Source organism: Adhaeribacter arboris (assembly GCF_003023845.1).
GTDB classification, from domain to species: domain Bacteria; phylum Bacteroidota; class Bacteroidia; order Cytophagales; family Hymenobacteraceae; genus Adhaeribacter; species Adhaeribacter arboris.
This window is the reverse complement of record NZ_PYFT01000001.1, coordinates 3933205-3957638: the sequence shown is the minus strand read 5'-3', so window position 1 is coordinate 3957638 and position 24434 is coordinate 3933205. Positions and strand designations below refer to the sequence as shown.

Below are 24434 nucleotides of genomic sequence, written 5' to 3'. Positions count from 1 at the left end.
AATACAATATTTTTTGTGATCAACTCTTGCAGTAGAATTGTTACCCGATAGTTTGGAAATCAAAAGTACCTTTAAAATTATTTAATTCTCTCGCCAGTTTTCGCCTTTAAAGCCGTTGTTGCGGTTGTGTTCGTCGAAAGCTACCCGGATGCCGTGGTAATATTCCTGGGCTTTGTAATCTTTCCGGAGCGGATGGCCTTCCCAGTCGGCGGCGCATAAAATCCGGCGCATGTCCGGGTGATTTGAAAACTGAATTCCTACTAGGTCAAAAATTTCGCGTTCGTGCCAATCGGCGGTGCGCCAGATGTGGCTTACCGTAGAAATGATTGGTAAAGGTGCATTCTCGGCATTACGCGGCACAGTAACCTTCAGGCACAAATGGTGGTTGTAAGGAATAGAATACAAATTATACGCTACCTCTAAAGTGCCTGCGTCCGGACCATTATCAATGCCTGTCTGGCAAGATAATACATCGAAATACAATTGTTCATTCGCGTGCAATTCGGCGCAAACTTCGGCTATCTGGTTTGTTTGAATAACCAAATAAGGCATTAATTCCTGGCGGTTTTCCCGTACAATCACAGTATCGCCAAAAATTCCGGTAATAATATTTTTAATTTCGTCGAAAGACATCTTCCTGTATTTAAACCCGGTAGGTTTTTAAAACCTACCGGGTTTTAAGTTAATCAATCCTTTAACCATCTAACCATTCAACCATAACAATCAGTGATCTATGGACTAACCCCCATCAATCTTTGCACGGCTTTGGGCGCGGTGAGTAAGCTTTCCTGCCGGATTTTTTCCTGCAATTGCAGAAAACCACCAATTAAAGCTTCCGGGCGGGGTGGGCAACCAGGTACGTAAACATCTACCGGAATAATGCGGTCAACGCCTTTCACTACGTGGTAACCGTGTTCCCAATAAGGGCCACCGCAGTTAGAGCAAGATCCCATCGAAATAACGTAGCGCGGTTCAGCCATTTGTTCGTATAACCGCCGGATACGATCCGCCATTTTAAAAGTAACGGTGCCGGCAATAATAATAACATCCGACTGACGGGGAGAAGCCCGCGGAATAACTCCCATTCGGTCAATATCATACGCCGACGACCAGGCTCCCATCATTTCAATAGCGCAGCAGGCTAGTCCGAATTGCATGGGCCACAAGGCCGATAAGCGCGCGTAATTTAAAAAATCATCTAACTTACCTATTATAATACTGCCTTCCCCGGTTTTCTCTCTGCTCGGTATATTGGTCATTTTATTTTCCGTAATTTTTCAACTTTATATTTTTATTTATTTCTTTATCCATTTTGTAAAGAGTACGATCTAACCACTCAAATTTGAGGTTATATTTATCAGTTAAAGCTCTTAAGTCGGCTAGGTATGCTAAGTAGAGGTTAATCTTTTTCTCAATAGAATAAGGAATTCTTAAAATTTGATTTTTCTTTAAGATTCGGTAAGCGCGTTGATCAATTATTTGGTAAATAGATGGATTTTTGAATCTTAACAAAGTAGAAGCCATCGGTAAATCGAAACCTCTATTCTTCTTATCTAAAAGTCTTGTGAGAATTTCTTTCGTTAAGTCTTCGTCAATCTGTTTATCGTCTTTTTTAATTTTATTTAATAAATCAATCGTTTTATTGTCTAACAAAGGTGCACGATTAACTTTCCAAAGAACAATCTTACTGATTATTCTTTCGTCAAAATCACCATCTAACAGATCTAATTCTTTCGTAAGATCTTCTTGATATATGAAATCAGAAGATTCAAAACGCTTCAACTTTGTTTCTACATCTTCAATTGTATCTAGTGAATGTGCTTTGGAGTCTTCTATCATATTAGGTTAATTATTACAACGATTCTACTTTTTCTTTCTTTATCTCGTACTGCTGAGCGTTGATTTTGGCGTAAACGGATAGCGGTACTTTAGAAATGCTCCGCGGAATAACGGGTTTTTGTTTTACCCAATCCAGGTGGCCTTTAACCCAGGCGTATGCTAAACCTAAAGCCAGAATACCAATAAAAATAAACATTTCGGTGAGAGCAAACCAACCCCACAAACCATTGGTTTCTTCTATTAACGAACGCTGCCCAAATACCACCGCCCACGGAAATAAGAAGGCAAGCTCTACATCGAAAATGATAAAAATTAACGCAATCACGTAGAAACGCGGATTAAACTGTACCCACGAACTTCCCATTGATTCTTCGCCGCATTCGTACGAGGCTAATTTCTCAGGGTTTGGTTTTGCCGGCCGGATAAACCGGGCCGTAAGCAGACCAATCATAATAAACACCGCTCCTCCAATAAGAAAGAGCAGAATGGTGCCGAAATCAGATAAATATAGTTCGTTCATAAATAGTTATTCGTTGTTCGACTAACCAACTGCGGATAAGCACTAACTGGTTGTAAATTATAATCTAAATTCATTTCGTCGGAATACGTATATTCTAAAGTTTACGCTAACCCGGCTTTTCAATCTATTTTCTTTATTTCATCGCGTTTCTCCGGCTACAATTAGCTATTTAAAGACGAAAGTTACGCCTAAAGATTGGGTAATGCTAAAACAAAAAGCTTGGGGATGGGTTGTAACTTTTTCGACGCATGTTCGGTTCAACTAGCAATTTGCTTCGGATATATTAGCCTAACCTTATACCTAGATAAGACGGAGGACTTAAATGAAAGTAGTTTTGCGTATAATTCCTGTATGTTCCGGCGAGTGTTAGTATTCCGTCTATTTTAAAAAGCCGGTTTTTTAAACCTAAAATAACCTGATATAAAATTTTTCATAACTGTAGACTATCGTCTATCGACTATATTACCCGAACAACTAATAACGAACAACTAACAACTACTTCATGATTACCGGTCGCGTAAATGCTCCTGAAATAGATACCAAATACGGTTGGCTTAACACCAACGGTAAATCTTACTCTGTTAATGATTTCAGAGGGAAAATTGTATTGCTGGACTTTTGGACGTTAGGTTGTATTAATTGCCAGCACATTTTACCCGACTTGCACCGCCTGGAAGCGGAATATCCCGCAGAGTTAGTAGTAATTGGGGTACATTCGGCCAAGTTCGATAACGAAAAAATCCATAATGCTATCCGGAAAGCCATTCTTAAGTTCGGGATTACGCACCCGGTAGTAAACGACGCCGGTTTTGAGGTTTGGAAACATTATGCGGTAAACGCCTGGCCTACCATTGTTTTGATTGACCCGGCCGGTAAAGTAATTGGGCAAAGGGCCGGTGAAGGAATTTACGACGTGGTAAAGCCCAACATCGACTTGTTAATTCAGGATTTTGGCGATAAAATAAACCGTACCCTTTTTTCTTTTCAACCGGAAGAGCAAGCCGCGGGTATATTGCAGTTTCCCTCTAAATTTATTACGGATGCCACTGGTGCTATTTACCTCTCCGATAGCGGCAATCATCGAATTTTAAAAATAAACCAGGAAGGAAAGATACTTCAGGTAATTGGTAGCGGTCAGCGGGGTTTTAGCAATGGTTCTTTTAACGAAGCCACCTTTAACGAACCCCACGGTCTTGCCTTGCAGGATGAGAATTTGTACGTGGCGGATGCCAAAAACAATGCTATCCGGAAAGTAAACCTAACTACCAACGAAGTTACTACCGTTGCGGGAACCGGCGAACTGGATTATTATTTCTTTGCAGAAAGCCTGGATGAGCCGGTAAACCCAAATAGTCCCTGGGATCTGGTCCTGGAGGGTAACACGCTGTATATTGCCAGTGCCGGTAATCACCAGATTCTGATAATGGACCTGGCCACCCAAACGGTGCGGCGATTTGCCGGAACGGGCCGCGAAGCTCTTGCCGATGGCTCTCTTCTGGAAGCTGCCTTTAACCAGCCGAGTGGTTTAGCCTTACAGGCTGGTATTTTGTACGTAGCCGATGCCGAAGCCAGCGCCATCCGGGCCATTGATTTAAATAAAGGAACGGTACAAACTTTAATCGGAACCGGATTATTTGATTTCGGCGATGTAGATGGCGACGCGGATGCCGCTCTGCTGCAACATACCATGGGACTTGCGGTATACCAAAATCAGTTGTACATCGCCGACACCTATAACGGTAAAATAAAAGTACTAAACCTGGAAACAAACCGGGTACAGACTCTTGTCGCTGGTCTGGACGAACCAAACGACGTAAAATTAATAGATACTATCCTGTGGATTACGGATACCAACCATCACCAACTGTTAAAAGTAGATCTTACCACCGGTGAGAAATTTTTGGTGCCCGTAACGATGGAGGCGCAAGCAGAATAGAGGAACTTTCTTTAATAAAACAGCGCAAATAGTAAAGGAGTAATAGCGGAAAGCTGCTTAGAAAGTGTTATATTTAGTAGAAACATTGCTTGTTTGGCCCGAAACCGAAGAGTTTGTTTACTTCTATTTTTTAAATTTTGGCAAATAGCCAGAGTAGAGTTGGAAGAAATATTCAAAAAAAAGTATACCCTATCACGTAAAACTTCATACTTCACAAAATGGCTTTGCTTTTTGAAGATTTTGTTAGTTGGGAAAAGCACTGCGCTACCACGGGCGAAGCCTTGTATGAGCCTGTATTAGCTTACGAAATAGAGTTAAGAGGGCGAACCGAAGAATTTATCTGGCAAAATATTGCCCGCGCTTACCAAGTAATGCAAGAAGCCGTAAAGACCGGCCTTTCGGCGGATATGGTTTCAAGGTCAGGGATGGTAAACAACGGCGCCAAAAAAGTAGCGGCTTCCCCGGTAACTACTTTATCCGAAGAATTTAAAACTTTAATTTCCCGGACCTTAGGGGCCAAAGAAGTAAATTCCTGCATGGGCCGGATAGTGGCAGCTCCCACGGCGGGCGCGTCGGGTATTTTACCGGGGATATTAACTACTTTGCAAGATTTACATCACTTACCCGATCGCAAAATTCACGAAGGTTTATTAATAGCGGCCGGCATTGCCTTAATTATTGAACAAAATGCTTCGTTGGCCGGAGCAGTGGGTGGGTGCCAGGCCGAAACCGGTAGCGCAGCCGCTATGGGAGCCGGAGCTATTGTTTATTGCTTGGGCGGCCCCGTAGAGCAGGTTTTTGCCGCGGTAGCTATTACCATTCAATGTATGCTGGGTTTAATCTGCGATCCGGTGGCGGGTTTAGTAGAAGTACCGTGTATTGTGCGCAATGCCAGTGCGGCGGCTATTGCTTTTTCATCGGCGCAAATTGCTATTGCCGGGGTAAATCCGGTTATTCCCGTGGACCAATGTGTGCTGGCGCTCGGAGAAGTGGGGCAAAGTATGGAAACCCGCTACAAAGAAACGGCTTTAGGCGGTTTAGCCAATACTCCGACTGGCCGCGCCATCGAAAAAAAGGTCCTGATACAAGATATTGAGGTACTACCGGATGAAGAAACGGCTCCGTAGTGTGATTGCCGATTTCTAAATTCTGTTACTTTACTGCTTGATCTATTCTGGAAAAGATACATCTTAAATAATTTTAATTGTCGCTTATCTATTTTCATGCTGCTAAAGCCAAACTGTTATTTATTAATTCTATCGCTGCTAGCCGGACTAGCAATGAGTTGGATAATGAAGGAGAAAAAAGTTGCCGTTCCTTCGCCTGTAATTATGTCGGTAACCGGACCTGTTTCGGGTAAGCTGGGGGTTACTTTATCTCATGAACACGTACTGGTTGATTTTATCGGTGCCGATCAGGTTAATCCTAACCGGTATAATCCCGACGAGGTTTTTGTAAAAGTAATGCCCTACCTCCAGAAGTTACGGCAACAAGGCTGTGAAACATTAATTGAATGTACCCCGGCTTATTTAGGTCGCGATGCTCTTTTGCTGCAACGCTTAAGTCAGGCCAGCGGACTTACCATTCTCACCAATACGGGTTACTATGGTGCCGGACAAGGTAAATTTTTGCCGCAGCATGCTTTTTCCGAAACCGCCGAGCAACTTTCGGCGCGTTGGGTAAAGGAAGTTGAACAAGGAATTGATAGCACGGATATCCGGCCAGGTTTTATGAAAATCAGCGTAGATGCTGGCCCACTTTCCACGGTAAACGAAAAATTAGTAAAAGCAGCCGCGCTCACGCATTTAAAAACCGGTTTAACTATTGCCTCGCATACCGGTAATGGCGAAGCGGCTTTGGCTCAACTTAAACTTTTGCAAGAGAACGGAGTGGCCGAAAAAGCATTTATCTGGGTACACGCTCAAAACGAGAAAAATGCGCAGCTACACCAACAAGCCGCAAAATCCGGAGCCTGGGTGGAGTTTGATGGCATTAGTCCCGATAATATTCCGGAATACGTGCAATTTCTTCAGAATATGAAGTCAGCTGGCTTATTAAAGCAAGTGCTTATTTCGCAGGATGCGGGTTGGTACCACGTGGGTGAAAAACAAGGAGGCGAGTTTCGTGGCTATGAAACCGTTTTTACTGCTTTTTTACCAGCCTTACGAGCGGCCGGTTTTACAAAGGCCGAAGTAAAACAACTTTTAGAAACTAATCCGAAGCAAGCCTTTACACCAGGTTTAAGACTAGCGGCCAGCAAGTAAAAAAATAATAGGATCTGGTTACAGGATAAAAAAGGCTACAACAATAAAACTAACTTACCTCATTAGCCACAACATGGATTTACTTTTGTGCCAAGTCTTGGATGAGTGAGATATGAAAAGACTAGTGTTAAAATTAATCAAAATTTCAGATAATCTTCAATGTATATCTTACTTGCCGGCTATATACAAGCGGGCAAAATCCTGATCTTTGCGCAATTTCTTAAAGGCTTTATGAACATGGTTAATTACCGATTGGTAATTCAAAACCATTAATTCGGCAATTTCGTCGAACTCCAGATTTTCGTAGTATTTCAGGTAGATTACTTCTTTCTGGCGCTTCGATAAAGTATTAAGCAAGTTAGAAATATGTTGTTTTTTTTCGGAACTGGCTTCTTCCTGAATAGTAATTTCTTCTTCCGAAAACGCTATATCCGGTTGCCTACTGCCAAAAATGCTCAGGCGCAAGTATTGTTTTTTATCCCGTTCCAGGTGCCGGATAATACCTCGGCGGAGCGATTTTAATAAATAAAATTTGATAGAATGGACGTGACCTAACTGATCTTTATTTTTCCAGATAGAAGCAAACAATTCCTGAATAGAATCCTGTACTATCTCCTCGGAATTTGTAATTTTAATACCATAATAGTACAAATCGTTAAAAAACTTGTAGTAAATATACGAAAAGGCTAATTCTTCCCCTTTCTTGAAATCGTTCCAAATTTCGGCATCCGTCTGACTGGAATAATCTACAATAAAAATTTCTTTTGGCTGATTAACTACCAAATGCATATGAATGGCCACAGAGTTGTATTCGTTTTAAATAGGCAAAAGACAAAAGTATAATTGCAGATACAAATAATACTACTACGATATTACAGAATGCGTTTAAAATAATCAAATTTGCGAATATACTTTTTAGAAGATTTATACTAATAACACTTTTTAGCGGGGTTTAATTTAAAATTATTAACGATATGGTAATTTTGTATTCAAATTTGCAATGAGTATTGCTTATTATTAATTGATTTTCGGCAATGATTTAAATCAAAAGTCAGGATAAACTTCAAATTTGCTTTTCCAACAAAAATATTCAGGTTACGGATTTTTCTTCCTGAATTATACTCTGTATATTTAAAAATACTTCTTCATTCGGGTTGGTTCTGCTCTAGGTTCGTGAATATAATTTTTAATAAAAAATAAAAAAAAATTATAAAAATAGAGTATCCACTTTAATTAGGCGGCTCTGGATTATAGGTGCTTGTTAAAAAGGTTATGGATGGTTGCTTTTTCCTGATAAACAGCAAAGCAAGATGACCATAAAAGTAAGCGCTTTACATTAAAGGGATTTACTAGACATGAAATTTTCTGATTACGAACTGAAAGATTTTATACAGGATGAATCCTTTCAGCATTGGGTAAATAAATCTTTTCCGGATGATGTAATACAATGGGATGCCTGGTTAGAAAATAACTCTGATAAGAAGGCATTGGCTAATGAAGCAGCGGCAATTATTCGGGGTATTAATTTTAAGCAACAGCAAGTTCCGCGGCATACCATAGACGCTGGTTGGCAAAAGTTAACGCAGTATCTATCGCAAACGGAGCAGAAGCAGTGGGTGGTAACCCCGGTAAAATGGTACCAACGCCAGCAAGTATGGCAATTAGCGGCGGTTTGGCTGGGTTTTTTATTCGTAACGGCAGCGGGTTTTTATTTTCATCAGAAAACCAAAGAACTGCGCTATCAAACGGGATTCGGCGAAACTGCCACTATTGTATTACCCGATAAATCGACGGTGGTTTTAAACAGTAATTCTAAGTTGGTTTTAAAAAATAATTGGAGCTCCCTTAAAGACCGGGAAGTGTGGCTGGCAGGCGAAGCTTTTTTTAGCGTCGTGAAAAAGACTGGTCGGGGCGATGCCCGTTTTTTAGTGCATACCGGAACTATGGATGTGAAAGTGCTGGGTACCAAGTTTAATGTAAACAGCCGTAAGACCCGCACCCGGGTAGTGCTTAACTCCGGCAAAGTACAGCTCAGCGCGGGTAAACTGGCGCCGGGTAAATCTACTATTATGCAGCCAGGCGAATTGGCCGAGCTAACGGCCGACAATAAAGAGTTTGTAAAAAAGAAAGTTAACCCTTTGGTTTATTCTTCCTGGATACACAAAAAATTATTGTTTGATGATACCTCTATTCAAGAAATTGCTGGCTTGCTGCAAGATAACTATGGGTTCCGAGTAAAGCTTGCCGATCCGGCCCTGATGAACCGGAGATTAACCGGCGAAGTGTACGTGGAGGATGTAGAAACCTTATTAACGGCCTTGTCTAAATCTTTTCAGTTAGAAATGATTCAAAAAGGCAATACCCTGATTATAAAAGGTAAATAATTTGAATACCAATACTAAATAATTTAAATAAACCATTAACCAAAGTTTGCTATCGAAAATGACTACAAAACGAACAAAGTTGATTTTCCGGAGCGTGTGTTGTGCCGTCGCCATGTCCTTTGTGCAGGAGCAATCCCAGGCACAAACCATTGTGCTGGCTAACAACCAACCCTCCGGGCAGCAACTTAGCCGGGCTGAACTGAAAAAGACAGTCGCGCTAACCGAAGTGCTGCAAGATTTACAAGCCGAGTACAATGTTTCTTTTTTATATGAGAAAAAGAATCTGGAAGGAAAGTATATTCAAACTTCCCAGATAGCTTACTCCGATAAAATTGAAAAAGCACTAGGTAAATTACTGCCAGCGGCAGAGCTCACCTACGAAAAAATTAATAATAAAACGTACGCCATTGTAAGCAGCGAGGCTAGCTCAGAAACAACCAGTACCGACAAACTAGCTGCCAAAAGCGAAACGAATAAACAGAATTACTTTAATATTCTGTTCGTTGATTTTAATAAAAATAAGCGCCCCGACGTAATTAACTACCGGGCTAAAACTGCTCCGGTATGGCAAATTACCGGTAAAGTTGTTTCTAATACCGGAGAAGGCATGCCGGGAGTTACCGTTCTGTTAAAAGGAACGTCTACGGGTGCTACTACCTCGCCGGATGGTAATTTCACTTTATCGGTACCGGAAGCCCCGGGTACGCTGGTTTTCTCTTTCATTGGCTTTACTACTCAGGAAAAAGCCTTTACTGGTCCAGGTACGGTTAACGTAACCTTAGCCGAAGATGCAACCGCTTTAGAAGAAGTTGTGGTAACGGGTTATACTACCGAAAAGAAAAGAGATATTATTGGTTCTGTATCCGTGGTTAAACCAACTGAGTTGTTGCAGACACCAGCCGCTAACTTACAAGCGCAGTTACAGGGCCGTGCATCTGGTGTAACCGTTAGCGGTAACGGTCAACCAGGTGCCGGTGCCAAAGTTCGTATCCGGGGTTTTGCCTCTTTTGGTAATAACGATCCTCTGTACGTGATTGACGGTGTACCTACCGAAAACCCGGCAACTTTAAATCCACAGGATATTGAATCGTTGCAGGTGTTAAAAGATGCCACTTCGGCATCTATCTACGGTTCACGGGCGGCGAACGGGGTAATTATTGTTACCACCAAACGGGGTAAAGCAGGAACTTCCAGCATTACTGTTGATTCTTACGCCGGAGTACAAGTAATTCCGGAAAGTTCCATGCCGGAAATGTTAAATACGGACCAATACGGCCAATATTTATTTAGATCGGCGGCTAATGCAGGAGTTCCCTACGGAGTTCCGGACGATAAAGGAAACATTAAAGGTTCGGTTATTTTTGGTAATGGAACATCTCCTGTAGCACCTGGTTATTTAATTATCAGTCCTACCTTTAAAGGTGGTGTACCAGTTGGTGATCCGCGCGCAGATCCTAGCAAATATAACCTATCCATTGGTAACCCAAATACGTTCTATCAAATTCTGCAAGCTAGTCCGGGAACCAATTGGTTTAAAGAAATTACTAAGCCAGCTCGTATTCAAAGCCACCAAATTTCAGCAAGTGGAGGTTCTGAAAAAGGTACGTATGCTTTGGGAGTAAACTACTTTAACCAGGAAGGAACCATTATTAACACGGCTTACGATAGGATTACCGTTCGAGCAAATACTACCTTTAACCCGGTTAAAAGAATTAGAGTAGGCGAAAATCTACAAGTTTCTTACGAAGACAGATTAGGCGGCGGGGAAGCTGGGGAAGGTGGGGCCTGGGCGCAAGCTTACCGGATGGTACCCTATTTACCAGTTTATGACATTAACGGTGGTTTTGCTGGTAATGGTGTAGGCGAATCAGGAAATGGTAGTAGCCCGGTAGCTAATTTAATTCGTAATCGAAATAATAAGCGGTATGGTTATAAAATATTCGGTAATGTTTTCGGGGAAGTAGATATTTTGAAAAATTTAACTGCTCGGACTTCTTTTGGGATTGATTACAGTAATGAGTATACTAACTCGTTCAATACTATTACCTACGAGCGTTCCGAAAACGTAAGCCAGAATGCCTTTACGGAAAGTTTTGGTTTTTTAAATACCTGGACCTGGACTAATACCCTTACTTATAACCAGAAATTAGGTGAAAACCATTCTATAAAGCTTTTAGGTGGTATTGAGGCAATTAAAGCAGGAGGTCGGGGTGTTACTGGTGCCAACCAAAATTATGACTTAGATAATCTTGTAGATTTCCGTACCATCCAATCCGGAACAGGTATCAGATCGGCGAGTACCTACAATACCGACCGTTCATCTCTCTATTCTTTATTCGGTAGGTTAGATTATGCTTTCCGCGACAAGTACTTATTTAATGCTACTATTCGGCGTGATGAGTCGTCTAAATTCGGCCCATTGGCTCGGGTTGCTGTTTTCCCAGCTTTTGGTGCTGCTTGGCGTGTATCGGATGAAGCTTTTATGCAAGGTCTGCCTGTTTTCACAGAGTTGAAAATACGCGGTGGTTGGGGGCAGATGGGTAGCCAGCGTAACGTAAACGCAGCTAACCAGTTTTCTACTTTCGCTTCTGGTCCTAGAGAGTCGTGGTATGCCGTTGATGGCCAAAATAACGCTTCTACCGTGGGATATCGTCAGTCGCGGTTAGGGAATTTAACCAGTAAGTGGGAAACAACTGAGACCACTAACATTGGTATCGACGCAACTTTATTAAATGGCCGTTTCACTGTTACCTTAGAAGGTTACAACATCGAAACTAGGGATTTGTTGGTGCAACAAGTACGCAACAACTTATCACCAGCAATTGAGCAACCTAGAATTAACATTGGTAACATGCGTAACCGCGGGTTCGACATTAACCTAGGTACTACGGGCAACTTTGCCGGGGATTTCCGGTACGATGCCAGCCTGAACTTTACCCGCTATACTAACGAAATTACTAAACTGGCTGAAAAAGGTGATATCATTTATTTAGGTGCTAGCCGTTTAGGAAACGTTATTGCTATTGAAGAAGGACATCCAATGTCTTCTTTCTTTGGTTATAAGATAGATGGTATTTATCAAAGTCCAGAAGAAGTAGTAAGTGGCCCGATTGATAACCGTATTAATAAAGACGATGCTACCAGCGTTGCTAATGCTGTGGGCTCCTGGAGAATAAAAGACGTTAACCAAGACGGTAAAATTGATGATGCGGACAGAACACACATTGGTAATCCAATTCCGAAGTTTCAGTTAGGCGGTAATTTATCATTAGCTTACAAAAACTTTGACATTTCTACTTTCTTGTTCTGGAATTATGGTAACGATTTGTTTAACTTTACGCGCTGGTTTACTGATTTAAGAGGCTTTGTGGGTGGCGTAAGTACCCGCGTATTAGAAGACTCTTGGACTCCTGAAAACCGTGGAGCCAAGTTGCCGCTTATCAAGTCAACAGATACTTATTCTTCTTCTATTTCTACTGATTATTTTATAGAAAAAGGATCTTATTTCAGAATGAGAACCTTGCAAATTGGTTATAAATTGCCGGCTGCTGCTGCTAATAAGCTGCACTTAAATAACTTTAGAGTGTATTTGCAAGGTCAAAACTTGTTTACCATTACAAAATATACAGGTGCTGATCCAGATATAAGTATTGTGGGTGATAATAACTCAACCACTAACGACCAGTTTATGGGTGTTGACCAGGCAAATTATCCTAACTCTCGACAATTTATTATTGGAGTAAACTTAGGATTCTAATTTCTGGCTAATAAAAAAATAAATTTTAAATGTTATTATAACATGAAAAAGAATCGATTATTTATAAAATTATCTCTTACTACTTTACTTCTATCCGGTTTATTGGGTGCATGTAAAGACGAGTTTCTAGAAATAGACCCTACGGGCGTGTATTCAGAGGAAGCTTTGACTAATTTAAAAGGGGCAGAAGGTATGCTGATTGCCGCTTATGCTGCTTTAGATGGCCGACCAGAAACTCAATTAACGGGTTCTACTAACTGGGTAGTTGGAAGCGTAGCCGCCGATGATGCAAATAAAGGTACGGAACCATCTGACTTTAACAGTATCAACGATACCGAACTCTACTTACAGTTGCCTAGTGCTCAGCCAGCTAGCGATAAGTGGTTAGGTGTAGTAGATGGTATTGGTATGGCTAACCAGGTGCTACGAACCCTTGTTGCTGCTACCGATATATCTGAAGCAGATAGAACCCGAATCGAAGGCGAGGCTCGCTTTTTGAGAGGTTTTTATCATATGGAAGGTAGAAAAGTTTTTGGGACTGGCTTTCCATGGATTCCAGAAACAGCCATATCAAACGATGATTACAAAGCTATTACGAATCAGGTAGAAATTTGGCCCCAAATTGAAGCTGACCTTAAGTTTGCCTATGATAACTTACCTGGAAAGCAGGCTCAAAAAGGTAGAGCAAACAAGTGGGCAGCCGGTGCGTTTTTAGCCAAAGCAATGTTGTTTCAGGCCAAATACCCAGAAGCTTTAACCATTTTTAATGATGTAATGGCAAATGGTACCAATGCACAAGGTCAAAAATATGCTTTGAACGCAAACTATGGCGATAATTTCCGGATTGCAACTAAAAACAGCACCGAAACAATTTTTGCTGTTCAGTACACAAATAAAGACGGGGCTGCCAACAACGCTAACGCGAACTACGAAAATAACCTGAACTTCCCGCATGGTTCTGGTGATAAGCCAGGTGGCTGCTGCGGTTTTTTCCAGCCATCTCAAGCTTTTGTGAATTCGTTTATTACGGATGCAGAAGGTTTACCAATTGCTAATCCTTTAATCGACAATGGTATTACTAATGATCGCCTGCTTACTTCGGCTCAGGCATTTACTCCTTATACTGGTACTGTAGATCCACGTTTAGATCATACCGTTGGCCGCAGGGGTATCCAATACCTAGATTGGGGGCCGCATCCTGGCCGGGATTGGGTAAGGGATGTAACGAATGGTGGGCCGTATAGTCCGAAGAAAAACGTGCATTCCCGGGCTGAGTTAGCTGCTGGTACAGCTGGTACTGGAGATTGGGGGCAACCTGCTAATGCATTGAGCTTCCCATTAATGCGTTATTCTGATTTAATGTTAATGGCCGCCGAAGCAGAAGTACAATCCGGTAGTTTAACAAACGCTTTAACGTTAGTAAATGCTGTACGCGAACGGGCAGGTAGTGCAGCCAGCGTAGTTAAAAAACCGGACGGAACTCCAGCTGCTAATTACAAAGTAGGTCTTTACCCTACATTTGCCAGCAAAGAAGCTGCTTTGGCTGCTATCTTGAAGGAACGTCAGTTAGAATTAGGTATGGAAGGTCATCGTAAGTTTGACTTAGTGCGTTGGGGAATTGCCGATGTAGTATTAAATGCTTACGTTAACTTTGAGAAAAATTACATTGTTAAGTTTGTCAATGCTAAATTTACCAAAGGGCAAGATGAGTACCAGCCAGTGCCGCAAAACGTTATTCAAACCAGCCGCACGGCAAGTGGAACCTTTAACCTGAAGCAAAATCCTGGTTACTAAGTATTACTTTTAAATTAGAATTATAAAGGCAAGATTTTATAATCTTGCCTTTATTTTTGTACCTTAGTTAACTTATAAAACAGATAATCTGCTTCTGGCTGCCGCTTATTAATGAAATCCGCTTACCTTTTTTAAATGAATAAAGTATCAATATGGGTACTGGCTATTTTTTGTTTAACAGCCAGTAGTTGCCAAAAAAAGGCCGAGACCTTATTTTCTCAACTATCCCCCGAAGACACGGGCATTACCTTCTCTAACCGCATTTTTGAGAGCGATTCTCTTAATATTTTAACCGAAGAATACATTTACAATGGCGGCGGAGTGGCGATCGGGGATTTTAACAGCGATGGCTTAGACGATGTGTACTTTACCGGTAACATGGTGCCGAATAAACTATACCTGAACCAGGGTAATTTTAAATTTAAAGATATAACCGCAACGGCAGGAGTTACCGGCAATGGTAAATGGTCGTCGGGGATTGCCGTGGTGGATATTAACCAGGACGGCCGTTTAGATTTATACGTTTGCGCTACCATTAAAAAAAATCCGAGAGACCGGGCGAATATGTTGTTTGTGAATCAAGGCAACAATGCGAACGGAGAGCCGGTTTTTAAAGATTTAGCTTCGCAATACGGCATTGCCGATACTGGCTACAGCACCAACGCCGCCTTCTTCGATTACGACCGCGACGGAGACCTGGACTTATACGTGTTAACGAATGTGCAGAATGCCAGTATTCCAACGGTTTATCGTCCCAAAGTAAACGATGGCACTTCGCCTAATAATGACCGGCTTTATCGCAACAATGGCAATGGTACGTTTACCAATGTATCCCAAGCCGCCGGTATTGTTTACGAAGGTTATGGCCTAGGCTTAGCTATTAGTGATCTAAATTTAGATGGCTGGCCGGATATTTACGTTACCAACGATTACTTGTCGGATGATGTATTATACATCAATAACCACAACGGTACTTTTACTAACCGCAAGCACGAATATATAAAGCATACCAGTTTTTCGGCTATGGGCAATAGCGTAGCCGATATTAACAACGATGGCTTAGTAGATATTTTAGCCGTAGATATGCTGCCCGAGAATAACAAGCGTAAAAAGTTGTTAATGAAAGACAACAATTATGCGGTTTACTTCTATAACAAGCAATACAATTACGATTTTCAGTACGTCCGGAATACCTTGCAATTAAACAACGGCCCCGGGCCAAACGGAGCGCCTTCGTTCAGTGAGATTGGGCAATTATCCGGCGTATACCAAACCGATTGGAGCTGGACACCCCTGTTGGCTGATTTTGATAACGATGGTTTACGGGATATTATCATTACCAATGGATTTCCCAAAGACGTAACCGACCGCGATTTTGCTATTTACCGGAGTGGCCCGGTGAGCCAGGTAGCCAATTTACAAGCCATTGTCGATTCTATTCCGGTGATAAAAATTCCGAACTATGCCTACCAAAACAACGGAAATTTAACTTTCGCGGATAAAACCAAAGACTGGGGATTAGGTACCCCTTCTTTTTCTAACGGAGCGGCCTACGCCGATTTAGATAATGACGGTGATCTGGATTTAGTGGTGAACAATATCAACGACAGCGCTTTTGTTTACCAAAATCAATTATATACCGCTAAAAAATCCACGGGTAAGAGCCATTATCTCCGGTTAAAATTTGAAGGTGAAAAACCTAATTGGCAAGGCGTAGATGCCAAAGTAAGCCTGTTTTATAATCAAGGGAAAAAGCAATATTACGAGAACACCGTTTACCGGGGCTTTTTGTCATCCGTGGAAAATAAAGCGCATTTTGGCTTGGGGAATGCTACCCACATTGATTCTTTAAAAGTAACCTGGCCAGACGGAAAAGTACAAGTGCTGCGTAACGTTAAAACCGACCAGGTACTAACCTTAAAACAAAACCAGGCTCGGCCGACTGCTAACGAGCCTATCATTAATCCGACGAATTCTCTTATTTTTCAGGAAACAGCCGCTCTGCACGGCATTCAATACCGGCACCAGGAAGACGACAAAATAGACTTTAATATTCAAAAAACCTTACCGCATAAATACACGCAAGCGGGCCCCGGCCTTGCCGTAGGCGATATTAACGGCGATAACCTCGACGACTTTTACGTAGGGGGCTCCGCGGGTAAGAACGGCACCTTCTTTTTGCAGCAACCAACGGGAAAATTTAAAGCTTCTACCACCAACTATCCAACGCCTAAGGTGGAAGAAGATATGGGAATGTTGTTTTTAGATGTAGATAACGATTCGGATTTGGATTTGTACGTAGCCAGCGGCAGCTACGAATTTCCGGAAAACTCCCCCAAGCTGCAAGACCGGCTTTATCTAAATAACGGCAAAGGCCAGTTTACCCTCGATAGTGAGGCTTTGCCGGCTTTACGCACCAGCAAGTCTTGCGTAAAAGCCGCTGATTTTGACCGCGACGGCGATTTAGATTTGTTTGTGGGCGGTAGAGTAATACCAGGTAAATATCCTTTGGCGCCGCCTAGTTATATCTTACGCAACGAAGGGGGACGCTTTATCGATGCTACCCCGCAGGTTTGTCCGGCCCTTACTCAGTTGGGTATGATCAGCGATGCATTGTGGTCGGATTTTGACAACGATGGCCAGGTAGATTTAGTAATTGCGGGAGAGTGGATGCCGGTAACTTTCCTGAAAAATACGAAAGGAAAATTACAAAATGTAACCAATACAAGCGGCGTGCAAAATCAGACCGGTTGGTGGAACAGCTTAACTGCCGGTGATTTCGATAACGATGGCGATATGGATTACGTAGCCGGTAACTTAGGCTTAAACAGCAATTATTGCGCAAGACCCAATCAGCCTTTACAGGTTATTGCGAAAGATTTTGATAAAAACGGCAGCATCGACCCGGTACTTTCTTGTTATTTAAAGTCCGAAGACGGGCAAATGCGGCCTTATCCGATGCATACCCGCGACGACTTAAATGCCCAAATGCCTCGCACCCGCAGTATTTTTGCCCGTTACGGAAAATACGCCATGGCTACCATCGACGAAATTATTCCGGCGCAGGAACGGGAAGGAGCCACGATCATGCAAGCCACTCATTTTGCCAGTAGCTATCTGGAGAACTTAGGCCAGGGAAAGTTTAAAATATCCGAACTGCCGCAGGCTGCCCAGTTTGCGCCGGTTTACGGCATGGTGGCCGAAGATGTAAACCAGGATGGTAACCTAGACTTATTGCTGGTAGGTAACGATTACAGCACCGAAGTATTTACCGGCAACTACGACGCGCTTATCGGACTTTATCTGCAAGGCAACGGAAAAGGTAAATTTAAACCAATGACCGTTTCGGAAAGTGGTTTTTTTGTGAACGGCGATGCCAAGGGTATGGCGCAATTGTATACCGGGCAAGGTGAAAAATTAACTTTAGTTACGCAAAATCAGGATAGTTTAAAAGTATGGCAGGTAACTAAAACTACAAATAAGCCAACCGGCAAAATTATTACTCTGCAACCAATGGATGCCGTAGCGGAAATAACCTACCGGAATGGCAGAAAACAACGCGTGGAGTTTTATTACGGACATACCTATTTATCGCAGTCGGCCCGCAAGTTAAGGTGGCAGCCTGATATGGCGGCAATAGAAATGAAAGATTTTTCGGGCCGGAGCCGGAAACTTACCTTCTAAAATCTGGAAATGCGATTAATCTTTTTGTGTTGCTTCGGAGCTTGGGTAGTATTAAGTTGTTCCGTTAAAAAAAATACCACCGAGGTGGGGATAGAACCAGTGAATCTACAAGCTGTTTTACCTGATTCTACTGAAACAACTGCTCTCGATGGAAATAACTTAGCGCATGTTTATTGCTCAACGTGTCATCAGTTTCCGGAACCAGCACTTCTGCCGAAAGCAGTTTGGGCAGATAGAGTGTTACCGGCCATGGGACGGCGTTTAGGTATTGGCGCCGATTTAGCTATGTACACCCGGATGGATCCGCAGGAGATAACGGCCTTATTAAAGGCTAATATTTACCCGGATAAAGCTTTAATTGCTAAAAAAGATTGGATAAAAATTTTATCTTATTACAAAAGCAAAGCCCCCGAAAAGTTGCCCGAGCTTACATTACTGTCGTTAGAAAAATTAGATTCGTTTAAAGCCATTCCGTTAACCTTAAATAAAGGCCGGTATGCGCTCACCTCCTTGCTGCAGTACGAGCCAACTACCAAAGAATTACTCGTTGGAGATCGGCGGAATAAATTATTCCGGGTAAATGCGCAATTACAAGCCTTCGATTCTATTCAGTTCGATACGCCACCGGTATCCGTAGTAAAAGGGAAAGAAGGACAGTACCAAGTAGTAACCATTGGTACTTTAAATCCATCCGATGCGGCTTATGGGCGGCTGTATTCCTGGCAATTGACTACGGCTGCAAAAGCGGCCGCTCCGGTGCCACAATTAACTGATTTGCAGCGCCCGGTAAAGCTAACTTCCGGGGATTTAAATCAAGATAGCCACCAAGACTTAATTATATGCGAGTACGGAAATCAGCTCGGCAAATTAAGTTGGTTGGAAGGTAAACCAGATGGAACGTACCAGGAGCATATTCTGAAAAAATTGCCCGGTAGCCGGCAAGTAGTTATTCAGGACATGAACCTCGATGACCGTCCGGATATAGTAGCTTTGTTTGCCCAGGCTACCGAAAGCATTTTTGTGTTTTATAACCAGGGCGAGGGTCATTTTAAAGAAGAAAAAGTACTGCAATTGCCCCCGGTTTATGGCGCCAGCTATTTTGAATTAGTTGATTTTAACAAAGACGGAGCTCCGGATATTTTAATTTCTAACGGGGATAACGGTGATTATTCGTTTCTGTTGAAACCGTATCACGGAATCCGGTTATATGTAAATAATAAGCAGAATGAGTTTCGGGAAGCTACTTTTTTGCCGCTGCCCGGAGCATCCCAAACGAGAACCCGCGACTTTGACCAGGATGGTGATTTAGATATTGCCGCAATTTCTTACTTCGCCGATTTTGACCGGCAACCTACCGCAGGGTTTGTGTATTACGAAAACAGAGGAAATAACACCTTTACCAGTAAAACTTTACCGGAGGCTAAAACCGGTCGTTGGTTAACTCTGGATGCCGGCGACGTGGACCAGGACGGGGACGACGATATAATGCTGGGTTCTTTTATTTTTGCTACAACCCCCGTTCCAACACCGTTGCAGGAACAATGGATTAAAAACAGCCCGAGCGTGTTAGTTTTAAAAAATCGTAGGATAAATAATTTGCAGTAGAATAAGCGGTCATTCCAGTTTAGGATTTGTTTAGATTGAATTGGTTCGGAAAAAATTAGAGTAAAAAACGGTTTAATTCAAGCGGTATCAATCTCATCTTTTTAATGTTCAATTAACGCACAGTAAGAGCTCTGGATTTATTAAAAGAAAGTGGAACGGACTACTCTGTTTAAAACAATAAATGCCCAGTAAATTAAGATTTACCGGGCATTTATTGTTTTAAGAACAAACTCAGAGCAGTTGTTAAAAGAAGCTGATGTTTACCTTATCAGCCAATAATACTATAACTAAATAATAGCATCGCAGTACCAATTTTCCAGATCAAATTTCATTTCTTTCTGGGATGGTACCAGGTGAACGATATTTTCTGTAATAGGGTAAGCATACTTTTCAGCGTTGTACTTTTTTATGGGAGTAGCGAAAGTAGCGTACGTTTTTAAATTGGCGGTTGGGTTTACTTGACCAGTTTCGGTAAAAGCTACTACCTTCGGAAAGCCAAGCTCGGTATCTACTGTTTTACCGAAAGCTTCCACTTCTTCTTTCTGGTTAAAAATTATATATTGTATCATGCCCACGAGATCTTAAATTTAATTATGCATGTTTGAGTAGCAATCGCTTCTTCTTCTATAACAAAGCAGTTTATTTGCTCTGGTAATAGTTTTACAAAAACAAAGCCAAACGTGCCGAATACTTTATTATTTGCAAAAGGGAATTTGCAGGCAAGTTGTAGAACTAAGAATTGAAATAAAATAATAGGTGTAGTATAGTCCAGTACAGTCCAAAAATATACTTTACCTAAGCTTGAAATAGGAGCTTTAAGTGACTTATACAATACTTTGTAAGTTCTGTTTTGCATTACTGTTTGTGTGAGCAATGAGGTTTAGTTTAAGAACAGAACTTATAAATATTACTTGGTAATTATTTGCTTTAATTAAGATATTTTTATATTTTAAGCCTTTCTTTACAGTTCGGAATAATCAATTTTCTAGCTTACAAATTCACCTCATTTTAGTTAATAGCCTTCCACCTTTATTGCAATAAAGTAAGTTCTTTAGTTGCAATCAAGAGCGTTTTTAGTGAAAAAATTCTCGAACTCTATCGTTGAATAAAGTCAAGAACAGTTGGCGCGATAAAGCATTGATTACTCCTGTATTGCCGCATTTCTACTGAATTAATCTTGCCTTTTTGACAAAATGCTCCGATCTCCCCGGCTGTATTGTTGATTCGCAAATTTCCCCGTCATCCCCTGCCGTTTGATTGTGTAAAGACAGCCTTAAGCTCTCCTATTGTTATTCATAATATTAAAGTTAAGACTGTTTAAGCTACGTTCTGGGTTGTATTTAGAAGTTTAATCAGAAAATTGATTAAACGGAAACAGCCTTTGTGAAAAGAAAAATACGAATGAGAATGAAATATCTATTCCACAATAAATATTCTTGCACTCATGAAAAAGAATTTACCCATTCTATTCTTTTTTCTGGCTTTGCCCCTGTTGGCCATAAGCCAAAGTCTAACTTTTTCAACTGAACGCGGATTTTATGATAGTCCGTTTCAGCTTACTATTAGTACTAATTTAGGGGAGGCCACTATCCGGTATACTACTAATGGTACAGTCCCAACTACTGCTACTGGTACTATTTATTCCGGAGCTATTCCTGTAACTACTACTAGTGTTATTCGGGCCATTGGGTATAGCGGCGAAACAGTTACTCCGGTGGTTACCCATTCGTACATTTTTTTAAACGACGTACTGCACCAGCCAGCAACCATTGATGGTTGGCCAAACCACGATTATGCCATTAATTCGGGTACCGATATGGCGACGCATGACTACGAAATGGACCCGAACGTAGTAAACAACTCCGCTTACAGCGGTATTATTAAACAGGGCATGAAGTCTATTCCAACTATGTCGCTGGTTTTAGATAAAGATGAGTTCTGGACTTTATACGAAGGAGATAAAACTTTCCAGGCTTCGGTGGAAATTTTTTATCCGGATAACACAAAAGAGCAGTTTAATACTGGTTTGGAGTCACATAGTCATAACCGCTTAAAACGCTCCTTAAAATTAAATATTAAGTCAGAGATTACTTCTAATATCTTTAAAAAAGCGCCATTAAATGGGGCAAACGCGGTAAATACTTTTAAAAGTACCAAAATTGTACTTAGGGCCGGCAATAACCGTTCCTGGGCCCGCTCCTTCAATCAAGACCGTACCTGCTACACCCGCGATGAATGGTATCGCGCCTCCCAACTTGCTGTGTCGGGAGTAGGCGGAAGAGGTAATTTTGTGCATTTGTACGTAAACGGATTGTATTGGGGACTTTATAACCCGGTAGAGCGCTCAGATGCAGGCATGTTGTCTAATTATTTTGGAGGTGTGTTTGAAGATTGGATGGCTTTAGACCACGATGGTATCCGGCACGGCGATCCTACCCGGTTTAATTACTTAACTACTACTTTAATTAACCAGGATATGAGTAATGCGGCTAATTACGCGCAATTAAAAGAATACCTGGATGTAGAAAAATTTTGCGATTACCTGATCGTAACCTGGATGACGGGTATGACCGACTGGCCGAATAATAATTTCCATGGGGGTAACCGCAACAATCCCGCCCAACCATTTATGTACTTTGCCTGGGACAATGAGTGGTCCTGGGATAATACCTTTGGTTCAAATCAGGGAGCTTGGGTGCATCCGCAATTCCAAAATAATACTACTGGTTCCTCTACCATTGCTAGCATCTGGCATTCGGCTCGTAAAAGCAGTGAATTTATGAAGGTATTTGTTGATCGGGTAAATAAAAATTGCTTCAATAATGGTCCGCTTACCGATGCTAATTCGCGGGCTCGTTGGGCCACCATCAATAATTACATTAACACGGCTATTATCGGAGAATCAGCCAGATGGGGCGATGCTCTGGAAGATGGAGTGACACGTACCCGTGATACCCATTGGATACCCGAAATAAACCGGGTAGATGGGCTAATGAACGGTAACGTAAATCGTTTTATTAATGCGCTGGTTGCCCAGGGCTACTATCCAGGTTCCAATCCAACGCAAAAAGTAGTAAGTTTTACTTTGATTAATGCGAATACCGATCAGCCTATCAGAGACATAGTGCCCGGAGAAACTATTAATTTAGCTGCTTTAACAACCACAAATTTAAATATCCGGGCCAATACAGATCCGGCCACTGTTGGTAGTGTTAAACTAGCGATAAGCGGCCAGCAAACTAAAACTCAAACCGAAAACACCGCTCCTTATGCCTTGTTCGGCGAGAGTAATGGCAATTATAGTGCTTGGGTACCGGCCGTAGGAAATTATAATTTAACCGCAACGCCCTATTCGGCTTCCAGCGGAGGAGGAACTGCCGGTACTCCGCTAAGCATAAGTTTTAGCGTAGTAAATCAATCGACTCCAGGGCAGTACAGCCTTTCCGTTGCAATAGTAGGGAGCGGTATGGTTACAAAAAATCCTAACCAAACTAGTTATGCCAGTGGTACCAATGTAACTTTAACGGCTTCGCCGGCTTCCGGGTATAAATTTAGCAGCTGGAGCGGAGCGGCTAGTGGCACGGCAAATCCAATAACGGTAAGCATGACTAGTAATAAGAGCATCACGGCTACCTTTACGAATACGAGTGGGCAGCAACAAGTGACAAGCTTTACTTTAATTAATGCGAGTACCGATCAGCCTATCCGAACGATGGCACCCGGCGAAGTAATAAATATTGCTTCGGTCAAAAATTTAAATATCCGGGCTAACACCACTCCGGCTACTGTAGGCAGTGTAAAATTTGCGTTAACCGGGAAACAAACCAAAACTTCCACCGAAACGCAAGCGCCTTATGCTTTATTTGGCGATAACAACAGTAACTATAATAACTGGACCCCAGCAGTTGGTAGTTATACGTTAAAAGCAACGCCATATTCTTCAAGCAATGGTGGTGGTACGGCGGGTGCCTCTCTTACTATTTCATTTAGTGTAGTAAATAAGGCTGGAGCGGTTGGTAGCAGGACCGTGGTTGCTGCTGCCGAACAAATGGATGTTCCCAAACACTTAATAGCCTATCCTTCTCCTTCGCCCTTTGGTCGCCTGCAAGTAAAGTTAACCGATAGAATAGAAGGGCCATTAATGTATACCTTAGTGTCGGCAACCGGAGCTAAATTAACAACCGGAGAACTTTCTCTAACGCAACCAACCTCGGTTGTAGCATTTGATTTTTCGCGGCAGATGAAGGCAGCAGGGTTGTATTATCTGCATTTAAAAAGTAATAAAGTAAATGGAGTAGTAAAAATTATGCGGAAATGAGTCTGTCTTAAATCAAGAGTAAACGAGTAATTAAGAATTTATACCTTGTAGGAATTACAAGAATTTGATAGATTCAATTTAACAGGGAAAACCTTTAGAAAATTTTCTAAAGGTTTTTATTTTATTCACTTTTTCCTGAGCATGGAGACTGTTACATTAAAATATTAGATAAAAAACTTAAATTTAAATTGGATAATAATTCTGATGAGGGAAATCTTACGGATGTAAGATTAATTGCCGCGTTAGGTGCGGCTTGGATTTATACTCCTACTTGAGAATGAAAGCTATAAAGTTTGGGGCTGCAACTGAAAAATTAGAGTTACTCCCTGGTTT

At 41.8% G+C, this 24434-nt stretch carries 15 protein-coding genes; 9 read left to right on the top strand and 6 right to left on the bottom strand.

Annotated elements, in window-relative coordinates:
• Positions 1-81 precede the first annotated feature (81 nt).
• The 4 genes from AHMF7605_RS16330 to AHMF7605_RS16315 form a co-directional block, all read right to left on the bottom strand.
• Positions 82-633 carry an NADH-quinone oxidoreductase subunit C gene (locus AHMF7605_RS16330; protein WP_106931128.1) on the bottom strand — a complete coding sequence of 184 codons (552 nt, stop codon included), beginning with the start codon at positions 631-633 and terminating at the stop codon, positions 82-84.
• A gap of 98 nt (positions 634-731) precedes the next feature.
• The gene (locus tag AHMF7605_RS16325; protein ID WP_106931126.1) at positions 732-1259 is read right to left on the bottom strand and encodes an NADH-quinone oxidoreductase subunit B; all 528 of its coding nucleotides are present in this window, start codon (positions 1257-1259) and stop codon (positions 732-734) included.
• 1 nt (position 1260) lies between these two features.
• Complete coding sequence (locus tag AHMF7605_RS16320; protein WP_106931124.1) at positions 1261-1839, bottom strand: hypothetical protein; 579 nt, start codon at positions 1837-1839, stop codon at positions 1261-1263.
• 13 nt (positions 1840-1852) lie between these two features.
• On the bottom strand, positions 1853-2359 hold the full coding sequence (locus AHMF7605_RS16315; RefSeq protein ID WP_106931122.1) for an NADH-quinone oxidoreductase subunit A: 507 nt from the start codon (positions 2357-2359) through the stop codon (positions 1853-1855).
• Positions 2360-2861: 502 nt separating this feature from the next.
• Between AHMF7605_RS16315 and AHMF7605_RS16310 the strand changes: the two genes are divergently transcribed.
• The 3 genes from AHMF7605_RS16310 to AHMF7605_RS16300 all read left to right on the top strand — a co-directional run bounded on the left by AHMF7605_RS16310 (position 2862) and on the right by AHMF7605_RS16300 (position 6559).
• The gene (locus tag AHMF7605_RS16310) at positions 2862-4295 is read left to right on the top strand and encodes a thioredoxin-like domain-containing protein (protein WP_106931120.1); all 1434 of its coding nucleotides are present in this window, start codon (positions 2862-2864) and stop codon (positions 4293-4295) included.
• Positions 4296-4513: 218 nt separating this feature from the next.
• Positions 4514-5422 (top strand): L-serine ammonia-lyase, iron-sulfur-dependent, subunit alpha, encoded by a 909-nt coding sequence (sdaAA, locus tag AHMF7605_RS16305; protein ID WP_106931118.1) that lies wholly within the window; start codon positions 4514-4516, stop codon positions 5420-5422.
• Positions 5423-5587: 165 nt separating this feature from the next.
• Positions 5588-6559: a phosphotriesterase family protein gene (locus tag AHMF7605_RS16300; RefSeq protein ID WP_158267527.1), complete on the top strand. Its 972-nt coding sequence runs from the start codon at positions 5588-5590 to the stop codon at positions 6557-6559.
• A 168-nt stretch (positions 6560-6727) separates the two neighbouring features.
• Here AHMF7605_RS16300 and AHMF7605_RS16295 read toward each other — a convergent pair whose 3' ends face one another.
• Entirely contained in the window at positions 6728-7360 is a 633-nt protein-coding gene (locus AHMF7605_RS16295) for an RNA polymerase sigma factor (RefSeq protein WP_146153606.1), read from the bottom strand.
• A gap of 554 nt (positions 7361-7914) precedes the next feature.
• Here AHMF7605_RS16295 and AHMF7605_RS16290 point away from each other — a divergent pair.
• From AHMF7605_RS16290 to AHMF7605_RS16270, 5 genes are all read left to right on the top strand, one after another.
• The gene (locus AHMF7605_RS16290) at positions 7915-8943 is read left to right on the top strand and encodes a FecR family protein (protein WP_106931112.1); all 1029 of its coding nucleotides are present in this window, start codon (positions 7915-7917) and stop codon (positions 8941-8943) included.
• Between the two features lie 58 nt (positions 8944-9001).
• Complete coding sequence (locus tag AHMF7605_RS16285; protein ID WP_106931110.1) at positions 9002-12700, top strand: SusC/RagA family TonB-linked outer membrane protein; 3699 nt, start codon at positions 9002-9004, stop codon at positions 12698-12700.
• Positions 12701-12742: 42 nt separating this feature from the next.
• Positions 12743-14494 carry a RagB/SusD family nutrient uptake outer membrane protein gene (locus AHMF7605_RS16280; RefSeq protein WP_106931108.1) on the top strand — a complete coding sequence of 584 codons (1752 nt, stop codon included), beginning with the start codon at positions 12743-12745 and terminating at the stop codon, positions 14492-14494.
• 135 nt (positions 14495-14629) lie between these two features.
• On the top strand, positions 14630-18178 hold the full coding sequence (locus tag AHMF7605_RS16275; protein ID WP_106931106.1) for a VCBS repeat-containing protein: 3549 nt from the start codon (positions 14630-14632) through the stop codon (positions 18176-18178).
• A 9-nt stretch (positions 18179-18187) separates the two neighbouring features.
• Positions 18188-19783: an FG-GAP repeat domain-containing protein gene (locus AHMF7605_RS16270; protein WP_106931104.1), complete on the top strand. Its 1596-nt coding sequence runs from the start codon at positions 18188-18190 to the stop codon at positions 19781-19783.
• Positions 19784-20070: 287 nt separating this feature from the next.
• Here the strand turns inward: AHMF7605_RS16270 and AHMF7605_RS16265 are convergent, their stop codons facing one another.
• The gene (locus AHMF7605_RS16265) at positions 20071-20352 is read right to left on the bottom strand and encodes a hypothetical protein (RefSeq protein ID WP_106931102.1); all 282 of its coding nucleotides are present in this window, start codon (positions 20350-20352) and stop codon (positions 20071-20073) included.
• Positions 20353-21227: 875 nt separating this feature from the next.
• Here AHMF7605_RS16265 and AHMF7605_RS16255 point away from each other — a divergent pair.
• Complete coding sequence (locus tag AHMF7605_RS16255) at positions 21228-24101, top strand: InlB B-repeat-containing protein (protein ID WP_106931098.1); 2874 nt, start codon at positions 21228-21230, stop codon at positions 24099-24101.
• Positions 24102-24434 lie beyond the last annotated feature (333 nt).

Coding starts and splice junctions, on each gene's coding strand:
- AHMF7605_RS16330 (WP_106931128.1), bottom strand. CDS start 633: ATGTCTTTCGACGAAATTAAAAATATTATTACCGGAATTTTTGGCGAT.
- AHMF7605_RS16325 (WP_106931126.1), bottom strand. CDS start 1,259: ATGACCAATATACCGAGCAGAGAGAAAACCGGGGAAGGCAGTATTATA.
- AHMF7605_RS16320 (WP_106931124.1), bottom strand. CDS start 1,839: ATGATAGAAGACTCCAAAGCACATTCACTAGATACAATTGAAGATGTA.
- AHMF7605_RS16315 (WP_106931122.1), bottom strand. CDS start 2,359: ATGAACGAACTATATTTATCTGATTTCGGCACCATTCTGCTCTTTCTT.
- AHMF7605_RS16310 (WP_106931120.1), top strand. CDS start 2,862: ATGATTACCGGTCGCGTAAATGCTCCTGAAATAGATACCAAATACGGT.
- sdaAA (WP_106931118.1), top strand. CDS start 4,514: ATGGCTTTGCTTTTTGAAGATTTTGTTAGTTGGGAAAAGCACTGCGCT.
- AHMF7605_RS16300 (WP_158267527.1), top strand. CDS start 5,588: ATGAAGGAGAAAAAAGTTGCCGTTCCTTCGCCTGTAATTATGTCGGTA.
- AHMF7605_RS16290 (WP_106931112.1), top strand. CDS start 7,915: ATGAAATTTTCTGATTACGAACTGAAAGATTTTATACAGGATGAATCC.
- AHMF7605_RS16285 (WP_106931110.1), top strand. CDS start 9,002: ATGACTACAAAACGAACAAAGTTGATTTTCCGGAGCGTGTGTTGTGCC.
- AHMF7605_RS16280 (WP_106931108.1), top strand. CDS start 12,743: ATGAAAAAGAATCGATTATTTATAAAATTATCTCTTACTACTTTACTT.
- AHMF7605_RS16275 (WP_106931106.1), top strand. CDS start 14,630: ATGAATAAAGTATCAATATGGGTACTGGCTATTTTTTGTTTAACAGCC.
- AHMF7605_RS16270 (WP_106931104.1), top strand. CDS start 18,188: ATGCGATTAATCTTTTTGTGTTGCTTCGGAGCTTGGGTAGTATTAAGT.
- AHMF7605_RS16265 (WP_106931102.1), bottom strand. CDS start 20,352: ATGATACAATATATAATTTTTAACCAGAAAGAAGAAGTGGAAGCTTTC.
- AHMF7605_RS16255 (WP_106931098.1), top strand. CDS start 21,228: ATGAAAAAGAATTTACCCATTCTATTCTTTTTTCTGGCTTTGCCCCTG.